The organism is Vibrio sp. dhg (genome assembly GCF_003443775.1).
Lineage (GTDB): Bacteria > Pseudomonadota > Gammaproteobacteria > Enterobacterales > Vibrionaceae > Vibrio > Vibrio natriegens.
Genome location: NZ_CP028944.1, coordinates 125,433 through 140,084, shown reverse-complemented (window position 1 = coordinate 140,084; position 14,652 = coordinate 125,433). Strand labels below are relative to the sequence as shown.

The following is a 14,652-nucleotide window of genomic DNA, read 5'->3' as shown; positions in this document are numbered from 1 at the left end:
TGGTCTAGGATTATAAGAACGAAAATTAACGATTGATTTAAATAGTTTTGCTGAAGTTCTTAAAAAATTTAACGCACTGCTGAATCGTTTCAGTAAAACATAAAAACAAATAAATTAGACAAGAAATGTTGGGCGCTAACGCCATTATCTTTAAGACGACGTAAAGCAGCACAACCGAAATGAATTTTAAATTGACACCTTAATGCTGGAGAGCACCATGCTTAAGCTAAGTAAGAACGACATTACCCTATCGCAATCTGCAACAGATAAGTTTGAAGCAATCAAAAGCATTGCCCAGAGCCTGACTGAAAAAGGTTTGGTTGAGCAAGGTTATGTAGAAGGCATGCTTAATCGCGAAAACCAAAACTCTACCTTTTTAGGCAATGGCATTGCGATACCGCACGGAACGACCGACACTCGCTCAATGGTTAAAACCACTGGTGTCGCGGTACATCACTTCCCTGAAGGCGTTGAATGGGGAGACGGTAATACCGTATTCGTTGCCATTGGTATCGCGGCCAAGTCAGATGAACACCTTGGTATCCTAAAACAACTTACAAAAGTTCTGGGTGCTGATGGTGTCGAAGAACGCCTGCGCACAGCAAAAAGCGAAGATGACATTATCGCCCTACTTCATGGCGATGTTCAGCTAGAAGCGGACTTCGACGCGTCACTTATTCAGCTCAATTTCCCTGCTAGCGATATGGTTCAAATGAGCGCAGTCGCTGGCGGCCTACTTAAAAACACAGGTTGTGCGGACAAAGAATTTGTTGCGGACCTTGTAACTAAAGCGCCAACTCACCTTGGTAATGGCCTATGGCTAGTAGGAAGCAACAAACAAGTAACCCGTACAGGTGTTTCTTTTGTTTCAACGGCGAACGATTGTAACTACGAAGGTCAACCAGTACGAGCATTGGTTGCTTTTGCCGCTTGCAACAACGCTCACCAGCCTATGCTAAATACGCTTTCTCAGCTTGTGTTCAACAAAGAGCACGGCAAACTACTCGACGCATCTGCAGAACAGGTTCTTGCTCTGTTTAAAGGTGAGGAAATGGCGCCAGCTGCTTCTGGAGACGGAAACACAGCAGTGTTCAAAATCAAAAACTCGCATGGTCTGCACGCTCGTCCAGGTGCAATGCTGGTTGCAGAAGCTAAAAAATTCGAATCAAAAATTCAAGTGTCTAACCTAGACGGTGACGGTAAAACAGTAAACGCGAAAAGCTTAATGAAAGTTATCGCCTTGGGTGTGAAACACGGCCACCAACTTCAGTTCTCTGCTGAAGGCCCAGATGCCGCTCAAGCACTTGAATCAATCGGTAACGCAATCGCATCTGGCCTTGGTGAAGGTTAAGGGGCGGTTATGACTAGCACAAAAACAAACAAAGTCGTCACGATCACACTGAATCCAGCGCTAGACCTTACAGGCTCGGTTGAGGCGTTAAAAGTGGGCTCAGTAAGCCTAGTGAAACAAAGCAACCTCCATGCTGCCGGTAAAGGTGTGAACGTGGCGAAAGTGCTGAGTGATTTAGGCGCAGACGTAACCGTAACCGGATTCTTGGGTAAAGATAATCCAGAGCTTTTCCACCAGCTATTTGCAGAGATTGACGTTAAAGACGAGTTTATCGAAGTTGAAGGCTCTACCCGAATCAACGTAAAACTCGTTGAATCAAACGGCGAAGTCAGTGACATCAACTTCCCGGGCGTTCAGGTTACAGCTGAAGACATCGCTCGTTTCGAAGATACGCTTTTCCGACTTGCAGAGACGCACGACTACTTTGTACTCGCAGGTAGCCTTCCGGGTGGCGTGACTCCTGAACTATGCGCCGCTTGGATCGAAAAACTGCACCAGCTTGGAAAAAAAGTTCTGTTTGATAGCAGTAAAGCGGCTTTGAGTGCGGGCATTGATGCGCACCCTTGGCTTATCAAGCCTAACGACGAAGAGCTGAGTGACTTTGTTGGTCAGCACCTCGAAACGCCAGAACAATGTCAACAAGCGGCACAATCGCTGGCTGATAAAGGAATTGAAAACATCGTCGTTTCTATGGGAGCGAATGGTGTGATGTGGCTCAATCAAGGTGAGTGGCTACGCGCACAACCACCGAGAATGAATGTGGTCAGTACCGTAGGCGCAGGTGACACACTTGTTGCCGGGCTGTGTTGGGGCCACATGCAAGTCATGCCAAAGAACGAATTATTACGCTTCGCCACGGCACTTTCTGCTTTAGCAGTGAGTCAGGTGGGCGTTGGACTTACCAGTCAGGAAGAACTGGAGAACATTAAGCTACAAACTCAAGTGAGCGAGCTTAACTCTAATACAAACTTAGACAATAACTAAGGAACAGAAGGTTATCAGTATGAATATTGCCATTATTACAGCCTGTCCAAGTGGTGTTGCAAACAGCATCCTGGCAGCAGGACTACTCGATCAAGCAGCGACTAAACTGGGATGGAATGCAAAGATTGAATGTCAATCGAGCATCATCGAACCTAATTTACTTACAGACGCTGACATTGAACAGGCTGAAGCTATCATCATCGCCGCGAATACGCCGGTAGATACTTCTCGTTTCGTAGGCAAAAAAGTCTATCAAGCCGAGATAGGTGCAGTAGCCAAAGATGCCGAGGCATTTCTGCAAACTGCTGTAGAGAGCGCAAGTGTTCTGGAGCAAGCGACAACCGTTTTAGCGCCGGCAGAAAGCACCGCGTCCTCTGTGAAGAAAATTGTTGCTATCACAGCTTGTCCGACAGGTGTTGCTCATACCTTTATGGCAGCAGAAGCGCTGGATGAAGAAGGCAAACGTCGTGGACACCAAATCAAAGTGGAAACTCGTGGCTCTGTAGGTGCTAAAAACCAGCTAACCGCACAAGAGATCGAAGAAGCGGATTTAGTAATCATCGCAGCAGATATCGAAGTGCCACTAGATCGCTTTAACGGTAAGAAAATGTACCGTACTAAGACTGGTCCAGCACTTAAGAAAACAGCGGAAGAGATGGACAAAGCCTTCGAACAGGCGACGGTTTACCAGCACTCTGGCTCTTCTAGTGAGTCTGCAACGGAAGAGAAAAAAGGCGTGTACAAACACCTGATGACGGGTGTATCGCACATGCTTCCTGTGGTAGTTGCAGGTGGTTTGATCATTGCCCTATCCTTCGTGTTCGGTATCGAAGCCTTTAAAGAAGAAGGTACTATGGCCGCTGCACTGATGAATATCGGTGGTGGTTCTGCGTTCGCGCTTATGATTCCGGTTCTTGCAGGTTTCATTGCCTTCTCAATTGCAGACCGCCCGGGCCTGGCTCCAGGTTTGGTTGGCGGTATGCTAGCTAGTTCTATCGGTTCAGGTTTCTTAGGCGGTATCGCAGCAGGTTTCATTGCCGGTTACTCGGCGAAACTACTGGCTGATAAAGTATCACTGCCACAATCTATGGAAGCACTAAAACCGATTCTTATCATTCCTTTCGTTGCTACCCTGTTTACTGGTTTAGTAATGATCTACATCGTTGGTGGTCCGGTTGCAGGGATCATGAACGGTTTGACTGAATTCCTAAACAACATGGGCTCAGACCGCGCAGTTCTGCTAGGTATTATCCTTGGCGCAATGATGTGTTTCGACTTGGGTGGCCCGGTAAACAAAGCAGCTTATGCATTCGGTGTTGGTCTACTGGCTTCTCAAACTTACGCACCAATGGCGGCAATTATGGCTGCTGGTATGGTTCCGGCTCTGGGTATGGGTCTGGCTACATTCCTGGCTAAGAATAAATTTGAAGAGAGTGAGCGCGAAGCGGGTAAAGCATCATTTGTACTGGGCTTATGCTTCATCTCTGAAGGTGCTATTCCGTTCGCAGCAAAAGATCCAATGCGCGTTATCCCTGCTTGTATGGCAGGTGGTGCGTTAACAGGTGCACTTTCTATGCTGTTTGGTGCAAAACTTATGGCACCACACGGTGGCCTGTTTGTACTGCTTATCCCTAACGCAATCACTCCAGTACTAATGTATCTGGTTGCGATTGCTGCAGGTACTGCGGTAACAGGTTTCACATACGCATTCCTAAAAAACAAAGCAGAAGCAAAGCAAGAAGTTACTGCTTAATATTCTTTTAAAGCCCCCCGGCATCTTACGCCTCTCTCATGTTCCGGTTGAGAGAGGCGTTTTTTTATCTGGCTTTGATACAAAAAAAGCCCTGAGAAAATCTCTCAGGGCTAGGCAGGAGTCTGACTAAATATTAGTCAGGAGTCCTTATGCAGCGGTCGAGTTTATCCTAAAAAGAATTGCAAACATCACTGGCACTACTATCAGTGTCAGTACAGTAGCAAAACCAAGCCCTGCCATAATCGTTATCGCCATTGAGCCAAAGAAGGCATCAAAGACGAGGGGAATCATACCTAAAATGGTCGTCACCGCCGCCATGCTTACCGGGCGTACACGGCTGATCGCACTATCTACAATAGCGAGATAAGGATCTTTTCCTGATGCCAATTCAAGGTTAATTTGGTCAAGCAATACAATACCGTTTTTCAGTATCATCCCGCTCAAACTTAATAAGCCCAAGAAAGCGGTGAAGCTGAAAGGCATATTTGTCGCCAACAAGCCGAATGACACACCAATAATGGATAACGGCACCGTAAACCAAATAACCAGCGGCTTTTTGACCGAGTTAAACAGTAAGATGGTAATGATGAACATCAGCAAATAACCCATCGGCAGTGAGCCGAACAAGGCATCTTGTGCATCTTTCGATGACTCGTATTCCCCACCCCATGTAATTTCGTAGCCATCAGGCAGATGTAAAGCCATCACTTTAGGTTGTACACGAGCAAACAAACTTGCTGCGGTATCTTCACTCAGCACATCATGGTCAGCCAATACCGTTAGAGTACGTTTGCGGTCACGACGTTGAATCAATGGCTCATTCCAATCTAACTTCACGCCGTCGATGATTTGGTCAACGGGGATGTAAGTTTGCAGCGATGGGCTCCAAATGTTCACATTTTGCAGAGATTCGAAATCCACACGCTCTTCTTCCGGAAGTCGGGTTAGAATTGGCAGAGTGTGTGTTCCGTCTCGTAAATAACCTAATGCGCGACCACCAAATGCCATCTGTAATGTGCCTGACAGATCTTCTTTCGAAATACCCAATCGACGCGCCTTCGACTCATTAAATGCCGGAACGAGCTCTTTAGTGCGCTCACGCCAGTCATGACGAATGTTTCTCGCACCAGGGTCGGTATGTAAAATGTCTTCTACTTTGACCGCCAAATCTCTAAGTACCTGTGGATCTGGGCCAGTAATTCTCGCCTCAATTTTAGACGCTGGCGATGGACCAAACTCCATCAACTTAAACTGGAATGTCGGCTCGTTAAACTTCTTGGCTAAGTTGGCATCCAACGTATCCAAAAGCTTGAACATATTCTCGCGATCCGTTGCCCTAACCTGGAACTGAGCATAAGCTTCGTAGCTTCTCTCGGGCTGGTAAGTCAACACAAAGCGCTGCATACCTTGACCAATTGATACCGACACAAAATCTATATCGTCTTGTTCTCGAATGTAACTTTCAACTATTTCTGCTTTTTTCGTTGTTTCGCGAATATCAGTGCCTTCAGGCATCCACATATCCACGTAAAACATCGGCGTGTTAGATGGCGGGAAGAATTGCTGTTTAACATTGCCAAACGCCAAAACTGCACCAACGAGTAATGCCACCATAGCGGCTACGGTCAACCATCTAAAACGCAGAGCAACTTTGAGTAACGCTCCGAATGCGACAAACAACCAACCTTTGTAAGGGTCTTGGTCTTCATCACCGACTTCTTTATCTTCTTCTTTTAATAAAAGGTTGGCTAAAAACGGAGTCAGCGTAATAGCCGTTACCCAGCTCAGGAACAACGAGAAGCAAAGCACCCAAAACAACGAGCCCATGAACTCACCCGTCGCATCTTGCGAAAGCCCGATTGGTGCGAATGCCGTAATGGCGATTACGGTTGCCCCTAACAGCGGCCACTGAGTCTGCTTTACAATATCTACGGCAGACTGAACCTTTGAGCGCCCTTTCTTTAGACCAACGAGAATACCTTCAACAACAACAATCGCATTATCAACCAGCATACCCAACGCAATGATCAAAGCACCGAGAGAAATCCGATGAAGCTCGATGTTGTAGTAATTCATAAGGATAAACGTACCAAACACCGTCAATAGAAGTACGGCACCGATGATGACACCGCTACGTAACCCCATGGTAAACAGCAGAACGATGATGACGATCGCAACCGCTTCGGCCAAACTAATGACGAAAGCTTTAACGGACTGATCCACCTCTTGTGCCTGATTGTAGAAGTAGCTCAAATCAATGCCAGCCGGCTTAATGGTCTCTAGGTTGCTTAGCTCAGCATCAATACGCTCTCCGACTTCGACCACATTGACACCGGACGCAAAAGAGATAGCGATGTTTATCGCTTTCTTCCCGTTAAACAAGATCACGTTGCTTGGTTTTTCCTGAATGCCACGTGAAATCGTCGCGACATCCTTTAAGCGGATCAGGTTGCCAGTATCTCGGCCATGAATAATCAGATTTCCCAGAGCTTCTACGGTATTTAGTGCACCGCTCGGACGGATAATAAGGCTTTCGCCATTAACCATCACCTCACCTGCAGACACCACACTATTTTGCTGGTTCAGCAAGTTCGCGACCACGTTCATATCAATGTTTAAAGACGCAAGGCGATCTAACGAAATCTCGACAAAAAACATCTCCTGTTGGTCGCCACTAATATCAACTTTACCGACCCCTTCGATCAACTCTAATTCACGGGTTAGGTGGTCAGCATAGCGTTTGAGTTCGACATAGTTATAGTCGTCACCCGTTAACATCAGCATCACACCGTACACGTCACCGAAGTCATCAATGATCTGAAGAGATTGCACCCCTTGCGGTAAATTTGGTTGCAGATCATTAATCTTACGGCGCATTTCGTCCCAAATTTGTGGCAGCTCGTCTGGACCATAGTCCATCTTCATGCTGACCATTATTTGTGACATGCCATCCGACGACGTTGAGGTAATAAAGTCGATATACGGGAGTTTGCGAATCTCTTTTTCCAGCGGATAAGTGAGTTCTTCTTCCACTTCCTTAGATGTTGCCCCTGGATAAGTGGAGATGATCATCGCTTCTTTGATGGTGAACGCTGGATCTTCCAGTCGGCCAAGCTCAAGGAATGAGGTGATGCCACCAATGGCGAGAATAACAATGAACAGCCAACTGATGACTTTATTTTTTATGGAATACTCAGCAATGTTCATTATTGTCCCTTCTCCACCACTTCCACATGTTTGCCTTCACGTAATTTACGTAAGTTTGAGTTAACCAATACATCACCGCTGCTGACGCCGGATGAGACAATGGCTCCTTGACCGTTTACTTGTGAAACAGCAACAGGCACCTTAGTGACGTTGCCTTCCTTCATTTTCCACACAAAAAACTCATTGCTGTGACTGCCTGCTTGCAGCGCCGTAACGGGAATACTGTAACCATCAATCGACGTGATGCCCGCTTCGACCATATCAACCATTACGCTAACGCTTGTACCTGGTAAGATTTCTTTTTCTGGTTGAGGCATCGTGAGATACATTTCATAAGTCTGAGTATTGGCGTTCGGCTCACTCGTGTACTCCAGGTAATCCAACAAGTAAGATTTCGTATCGCCAGAGAATGTCGCACTAGGTTTGTAATTCACATTCTCAGTGTTCGGATTTACAAGCGCCAGAACGTTGTCAGAGAGTTCTATGCGTACATACACCATGTTGTATTGATAAAGATTAAGTACTGTTTCTCCCGCACCAACTTGCTCGAAACGTTCTTTATAAACGTCAGATACCTTGCCCGAAAACGGCGCAAAAAGACGCGTGTAGTTCAACTGGTTGGTCGCACTATAGAAATTGGCTTCTGCTAATTCTTTATTCGCGGTCAGTTCGTCCAGTTCCGCTTTTGAAATCATTTGGCGATCATATAAATCTGTACCACGCTTCAATTGGCGAATGGCCAACGTGTATTGAGCTTCCGCATCGTTGATTGCTTGCTTTTCTTGACTGTCATCGAGCTTGGCGAGCATTTGGCCTTGTTTAACCACATCACCCGCTTTTACGAGAACATGCTGAATTTCACCCGCGAGCCGGAACGCAATTGGAGTCTGTTCGGCCGGAACCACAATCCCTTTAAAAGCTCTGAATTGGCTTTTCACTGGCGCACCGACTGATACGGATGAAACATACAGCGAATGTTCAGAAGCCTTTTGGGTATCGCGTTGGCAACCAGTTAGGACCGCAAGCGCGATAGCAGAAACCGTAAACAACTTACCTTTCATTAAATACCTCCCTCTCGAACCCAAGCTTTAACTACCTGACCTTCGACTAAGTGTTCAACACCAGCAATAACAACGTAATCATCACTTTTTAGTCCGGATTCAACGCTACCACTGTCGCCAAGTGACAATGTCACCTTGCTTACTTGTTGTGTTTCACCGTCCATTACCCAAACCTCACCTTGGTCAATGCCCTTACTCACCCATGCTGACTGAGGTAATATCACTGAGTCAGAGACATTCTGTTTCGCGATATGCACTTGGCCTGTCATACCTGTAAGCAAGTTGCGCTCAGAAGGACGAGTGATGGTCACAATCGCTTCATAGCTATTGGTATCGGAATTTGGTTGCGTTGAAATTTCTTTGAATTTACCCGGAATGCGTTTGTTCGGTTCGCTATCCATCGTCACCCACATGTGTGCTTCCTTTAAAGAAGCAAGCGATACAGACTCTGCGTAAGTTACCGGTAATGTAAAAGAGACATCCAAGGTACTGTTGTCAATCAGGTTCAGAATTTCCTGTTTCTCACCTACAACCTGAAAAGGTTTCACATACGTATAAGAGACAACACCATCGAACGGTGCATGAATCTTTGTATAGCTTAAATCGGTTTTTGCCTGTTCGAAGTTCGCTAAAGCCGCTTTATATTGCGTTTCTTTTTGGTCGTACTCGTCAGTACTGATCAGCTTTTTCTTATATAGACTCTTAGCGCGTTGCCACTGCGTTTGTGCAAGTGAGAATTGTGCTTGGGCGGAATTCAGCGCCAATTGAAGGTCTTTCGGATCCAACGTTGCTAACACGTCGCCTTTTTTGACATCGTGACCCATTCTGACTAGCAACTGTTCAACTTCACCACCGACCTGAAACGACAACTGTGCACGATGTGTTGCATCTATTTGAGCGAGAAAAGCATCGGAATCAGCCACAGACAAATCCTTAACCGCCAGCAACTTCACGGGTTTAATCAAAGGTTCTGACGGCTCTGATATGGCTTTATTGCATCCAGTCAGCAGTCCAGAAAGACTTATAGTCATTACTGCGCCAACCAAAATGCGTTTTAGATATTGTTTACGCACCCGTTATCTCCAAATTCAAATTTACTACACAGTTGTGCAGTATATTCTCATTTAGATATAGATCAACATATTTTCCATTTGTGCAGTAAATAAATTAGTCAAATAGGCAAGTTTCTGGTAAAAGTAACGCGTTGATTATTATTCGGGAAATGTCGAACTATGAATGAGAGAAAGCAAGGCAGACGAAGTGCTGAAGCAGCGGAACACACGAAATGTGTCATTCTGAAGGTTGCTGCAGATATGTTTTGCGAACTTGGTTACTCGCGAGTTTCGCTAAGAAACATCAGTGAAAAAGCGGGGGTCTCACATAGCTTGATCCGACATCATTTCGGCAGTAAAGAAAAAATCTGGCAAGCAGTTAGTGATGCGATGGATGAGTACTTGCAAGACTACATGGCCGAACTGCTCAACCAAATGCCCGAAGACACCCCTTCTAACAAAAAGATTTACCTATTTACGGTGCGTATGTTGGCGTTTACGTTAGTCAACCCACATCCTATACAAATGATCGCGGATGCTATCCGTCAAGATGACAATGCGCTGTTTGATTATTTCTTGCGATCAAAGGAAGAGTTTGGCGCGATTTTCTCTGGCATTTTTGAAGAGTACAACCGCGAATACCCTGACGCGCAGGTCGATCACTGGGAATCTAAATGGCAAATGCTCTTGTTTGCTCATGGTGCCACTTCACTAGCACCAATGATGCAGCAAACATGGCCAGAAATTGCTGATGACAGAGAAAAAATGGTGTTAAAGCACTGGGAACTATTCAACACGATCATCGCAAGCCAGTTCAGCATTAAGAAAGAAGACATGCTTCACCCGACTAGATTGGAAGATATCGTTATCGACATGTGTTGTAACATTGATGAAGCCGCGAGCGAAACAATTTGCTGACGAATAAGAATGAATTCAGCCCTGGCTGGCGATTAAACTCAAACCTTCGTTAATAGTTAAAAAAATGCCGGACTAAACAGCCCGGCATTTTTTTATCTAATCTAATTAGCCACGGTAGTAACGCTGAGGAACAAACGGCATTTTTTCTACCGTCATCGGTAGCATTTTGCCACGAACTTCAGCGAACAACTCTGTACCAATAGCAGATAAATCTGCACGCACATAGCCCATTGAAACTGGTTTACCCGCGTTAGGGCCTGCTGTACCGCTGGTCACTACACCGATTTGATTTCCATCAGCATCAAATAGCTCCGCGCCTTCACGAACTGGTGCTTTAGTTTGACCAACTAGGCCAACACGTTTGCGTGCGACATCTTTGGTCTCAATTTGCTTAAGAATGATGTCTGCGCCAGGGAAACCACCTTCACGTTCACCACCAGTACGACGAACTTTTTGAATACCCCAAAGTAGGCTTGCTTCTACAGGAGTTGTCGTTGTATCTAGGTCGTGACCGTATAGACATAGGCCACATTCCAAACGCAGTGAATCACGTGCGCCAAGACCAATCCACTCAACTTCAGCTTCCGCTGTAAGTTTACGAGCTAGCTCTTCAGCGTGAGAGTTTGGTACTGAGATTTCATAACCATCTTCGCCCGTGTAACCGCTACGGCTTACGATACATTCAACGCCAAGGATTTCGAGTTTCTTCACGTCCATAAACAGCATATCTGCTACTTCAGCATTAAAGCGTTTAAGTACTTCAGCCGCTTTTGGACCTTGAAGTGCTAGTAGAGCGCGATCTTCGATGATTTCAAGTTCAACATCAGCAGGAAGGTGAGCTTTAAGGTGAGCAATATCTTGCTCTTTACAAGCAGCGTTAACCACAACGAACAGATGATCACCCTGGTTTGCTACCATTAGGTCATCCATGATTCCGCCTTGCTCATTGGTAAAGAAAGCATAGCGTTGGTTACCTTGCGGCAAGTCAATGATATCTACAGGAACCAATGTCTCTAGGAATGCTGCTGCACCCTCACCAATCAAACGAAGTTGTCCCATGTGAGAAACATCAAACAGACCGGCGGCATCACGCGTATGTAAGTGTTCCTTCTTAACGCCTAGTGGGTACTGGACAGGCATATCGTAACCCGCGAACGGGACCATTTTTGCGCCAACTTCAATATGAAGTGCATGCAGTGGTGTTTTCAGAAGTTCTTGAGTCATTTTCGTCTCCATTTAGATAGACCCGAGAATGCTGTCAGCATTCGCTTTCTATGTTTCCAATAATAAACACGCTTGATCCAATTTTGCACGAACAAGACGACTGTTGGCTTTCAAAAGTGTGACTTTTAACATTTTAATCACAACAAAAGGCTAAAAAAGGCGCTCAATTGAGTGATAGATCATCAACTGAGCGCCATTTTAACGAATTTACAACCGATAGCAATCGTTTGCTTTCACTATAGGAAATTTACAATTTTTTATCACTACTTAGCGGTGACCCACAATATTTGTGCATCTTCTTCACTAACACTGGTCAACATGTGTCCCATGTTCGCATCATAGTAAACACTGTCGCCTTCACACAGAACCACAGGTTCATAGAACTCAGAGTAGAACTTTACTTCGCCAGATAAGATAAGCAGGAACTCTTCACCGTCATGACGAACCCAGTCTTTGTACTCATCAAAGTGTCGGGCGCGGATCTGGCTTTTGAAGGGCATCATTTTCTTATTGGAAAGTTGAGTAGCAAGTAGTTCGTGCTCATAGGTTTGAGTCGGGTGAGGTTTACCTTCATTCTTACGAGTAACATCCCTACGCCCTGTTGCGACTTTTTTTCTTGGTGGTTCAAACAGTTGAGGCATATCTATTTGCAAACCAAGCGCCAATTTTTGCATCGCCTGAAAGGTAGGAGAAATCTGCTCGTTCTCTATTTTACTAAGTGTAGAACGTGCCAGACCGGTTCTTTGGCTCGCCTCTTCAAGTGTAATACCCAGCTTTGAGCGAATATCTTTAATACGCTGCCCAAGCTTTAAAGGCTCGATACTCTCATCATGATTGTCTTTCGCAAGCGTCATCGATGGGTACTCATCATAAATACTTCCTGCCATAATTCCCTCTGTAATTGTTCTTATCTCTCTCCCTATATGCATTGTGCATGAACCGTATAATGGATAAAAGTCCACCAGGTTAATTAAAGTGTGCTCTCGTTAACAAAAATCGCAAACGTGTTTCCTATAGGAAATTTTTTGTTGATTGTTCCCGCCCCAAGCGTTATGTTACAGCCTTGTTAGATGTAGAGATGCACTTTTCCGTAAACGATTAGGCGTGAGAGATTGGATTAGTAACGCACGATTCGACGGAGTTTTTGCCCACTTTTAGGGCTGGATGTTCGCTCTGTTCTGCTATGCAGTTCAGCTGTTTTGAGGACAAATGAACCTAACCGCAAACCAATAATTCAATCTATGCGGGTTCATTTTCAGATTTGGAAGGTCAACTACCATGAACAAGAGTTACCCTAACCACAGCTTGGAAAACTTTTTCTCTACCAACCTCTCTGCGACAGATGATGCTGTCTTTGCTGGAATTCAGGCGGAATTCGCTCGCCAAAACGAACAAATCGAACTTATCGCTTCTGAGAACATTGTGTCTAAAGCGGTAATGCAAGCTCAAGGCACTTGCCTAACAAATAAATACGCTGAAGGTTACCCTGGCCGTCGTTACTACGGTGGTTGTGAACACGTTGATACGGTTGAGGCAATCGCTATCGAACGTGCGAAAAAACTTTTTAGTTGCGAATACGCAAACGTTCAACCTCACTCAGGTGCTCAGGCGAACGGCGCAGTAAAACTGGCTCTTCTTCAGCCAGGCGACACCATTTTAGGTATGTCATTAGACGCGGGTGGCCATCTTACTCACGGTGCACGCCCTGCTCTATCAGGTAAATGGTTCAATGCCGTTCAGTACGGTGTTGACCGCGAAACACTAGAAATTAATTACGAAGATGTTCGTGCTCTTGCGCTTGAGCACAAACCAAAAATGATCATCGCTGGTGGCAGTGCTATTCCACGTACTATCGACTTCGCTAAGTTCCGCGAAATTGCAGACGAAGTTGAAGCGATTCTAATGGTTGATATGGCGCACATCGCAGGTCTTATCGCGACTGGTGCTCACCCAAGCCCACTACCACACGCACACGTTGTAACGACAACAACGCACAAAACATTGCGTGGTCCACGTGGCGGCATGATCTTAACCAACCACGAAGACATTATTAAGAAAATCAACTCAGCGGTATTCCCTGGCCTTCAAGGTGGCCCGCTAATGCACGTTATTGCTGCAAAAGCCGTCGCATTTGGTGAAGCGCTTGGCCCTGAGTTCAAAACTTATATCAATTCAGTGATCAATAACGCAAAAGTATTAGCTGAAGTATTGCAGACTCGCGGTTGCGACATTGTGACTGGCGGAACCGATACTCACCTAATGCTGGTTGACCTTCGTCCTAAGGGTTTGAAAGGTAACAAAGCAGAAGAAGCTCTCGAGCGTGCGGGAATCACATGTAATAAAAATGGCATCCCATTTGACTCAGAGAAGCCTATGATTACATCGGGTATCCGTTTGGGTACACCAGCTGGCACAAGCCGCGGCTTTGGCGCAGAAGAATTCAAGCTCATCGGTAATTGGATTGGCGATGTATTGGATGGGTTAGTAGAAAGCCCTGAAGGTAACGCAGAAGTAGAACAGCGCGTTCGCAAAGAAGTGAAAGCACTGTGCGGCCGATTCCCTCTTTACCAATAAACAATTTAAACGCAGTTATTTTTTGGAGATTAAGCAATGGACAACACATTGAAGTTTGCAGATAGCCACGAGTGGGTACGTGATAATGGCGATGGCACAGTAACTATCGGTATTTCTGAGCACGCACAAGAAATGCTTGGTGACGTAGTATTCGTTGACCTACCAGACGTGGAAGACGAAATTGAAGCTGGCGATAGCTTCTCTCTTGTTGAGTCTGTAAAAGCAGCTTCAGATATCTACGCACCTATCAGCGGTGAAGTTGTAGAAATCAACGAAGAGCTTGAAGATAGCCCAGAGCTAATCAACGAAGAACCATATGAAGGCGGCTGGATTGTTAAAGTTAAGATGTCTGATCCATCAGAACTAGACAACCTAAAAGACGCAGAAGAATACCTAAACTCAATTGAAGAAGAGTAATTAGGAAGATTTGCAAAGCTGCCCCCGCCTGGAAGGCAGCTTTTTTTCAATGTTCGGACCATATCAGTAACGACCCGATACGTTACCCGAACGATGGAGTAGGTAAAGGAC

11 protein-coding genes are annotated in these 14,652 nt (G+C 45.5%); 6 read left to right on the top strand and 5 right to left on the bottom strand.

The window, feature by feature from the left end; genetic code table 11:
* Positions 1–217 precede the first annotated feature (217 nt).
* The 3 genes from fruB to fruA are packed head-to-tail and all read left to right on the top strand — an operon-like array spanning position 218 to position 4,088.
* Positions 218–1,351: a fused PTS fructose transporter subunit IIA/HPr protein gene (gene fruB / locus DBX26_RS16305; protein WP_065298543.1), complete on the top strand. Its 1,134-nt coding sequence runs from the start codon at positions 218–220 to the stop codon at positions 1,349–1,351.
* 9 nt (positions 1,352–1,360) lie between these two features.
* Positions 1,361–2,335, top strand: a complete 975-nt coding sequence (pfkB, locus tag DBX26_RS16300) for a 1-phosphofructokinase (RefSeq protein WP_014234294.1) — start codon at positions 1,361–1,363, stop codon at positions 2,333–2,335.
* Between the two features lie 19 nt (positions 2,336–2,354).
* Positions 2,355–4,088 (top strand): PTS fructose transporter subunit IIBC, encoded by a 1,734-nt coding sequence (gene fruA / locus DBX26_RS16295; protein ID WP_118119993.1) that lies wholly within the window; start codon positions 2,355–2,357, stop codon positions 4,086–4,088.
* A 147-nt stretch (positions 4,089–4,235) separates the two neighbouring features.
* On the opposite strand, the gene DBX26_RS16290 is transcribed toward fruA, so the two are convergent.
* The 3 genes from DBX26_RS16290 to DBX26_RS16280 are packed head-to-tail and all read right to left on the bottom strand — an operon-like array spanning position 4,236 to position 9,429.
* Positions 4,236–7,295, bottom strand: coding sequence for an efflux RND transporter permease subunit (locus tag DBX26_RS16290; RefSeq protein WP_118119991.1), 3,060 nt, complete (start codon positions 7,293–7,295; stop codon positions 4,236–4,238).
* Positions 7,295–8,356 carry an efflux RND transporter periplasmic adaptor subunit gene (locus tag DBX26_RS16285; RefSeq protein ID WP_118119989.1) on the bottom strand — a complete coding sequence of 354 codons (1,062 nt, stop codon included), beginning with the start codon at positions 8,354–8,356 and terminating at the stop codon, positions 7,295–7,297. The genes DBX26_RS16290 and DBX26_RS16285 overlap by 1 nt, the downstream gene beginning before the upstream one ends.
* Positions 8,356–9,429: an efflux RND transporter periplasmic adaptor subunit gene (locus DBX26_RS16280; RefSeq protein ID WP_065303650.1), complete on the bottom strand. Its 1,074-nt coding sequence runs from the start codon at positions 9,427–9,429 to the stop codon at positions 8,356–8,358. The genes DBX26_RS16285 and DBX26_RS16280 overlap by 1 nt, the downstream gene beginning before the upstream one ends.
* A gap of 159 nt (positions 9,430–9,588) precedes the next feature.
* Here DBX26_RS16280 and DBX26_RS16275 point away from each other — a divergent pair, with 159 nt between their 5' ends.
* Complete coding sequence (locus DBX26_RS16275) at positions 9,589–10,326, top strand: TetR/AcrR family transcriptional regulator (protein ID WP_118119987.1); 738 nt, start codon at positions 9,589–9,591, stop codon at positions 10,324–10,326.
* Between the two features lie 105 nt (positions 10,327–10,431).
* Here DBX26_RS16275 and gcvT read toward each other — a convergent pair whose 3' ends face one another.
* On the bottom strand, positions 10,432–11,550 hold the full coding sequence (gcvT, locus tag DBX26_RS16270; RefSeq protein WP_020334943.1) for a glycine cleavage system aminomethyltransferase GcvT: 1,119 nt from the start codon (positions 11,548–11,550) through the stop codon (positions 10,432–10,434).
* 263 nt (positions 11,551–11,813) lie between these two features.
* Entirely contained in the window at positions 11,814–12,437 is a 624-nt protein-coding gene (locus tag DBX26_RS16265) for a helix-turn-helix domain-containing protein (protein WP_014234301.1), read from the bottom strand.
* Positions 12,438–12,828: 391 nt separating this feature from the next.
* Between DBX26_RS16265 and DBX26_RS16260 the strand changes: the two genes are divergently transcribed.
* Together DBX26_RS16260 and gcvH are read left to right on the top strand one after the other, a co-directional pair.
* Positions 12,829–14,124: a serine hydroxymethyltransferase gene (locus DBX26_RS16260; RefSeq protein WP_020334946.1), complete on the top strand. Its 1,296-nt coding sequence runs from the start codon at positions 12,829–12,831 to the stop codon at positions 14,122–14,124.
* A gap of 36 nt (positions 14,125–14,160) precedes the next feature.
* Entirely contained in the window at positions 14,161–14,541 is a 381-nt protein-coding gene (gcvH, locus tag DBX26_RS16255) for a glycine cleavage system protein GcvH (RefSeq protein WP_014234303.1), read from the top strand.
* Positions 14,542–14,652 lie beyond the last annotated feature (111 nt).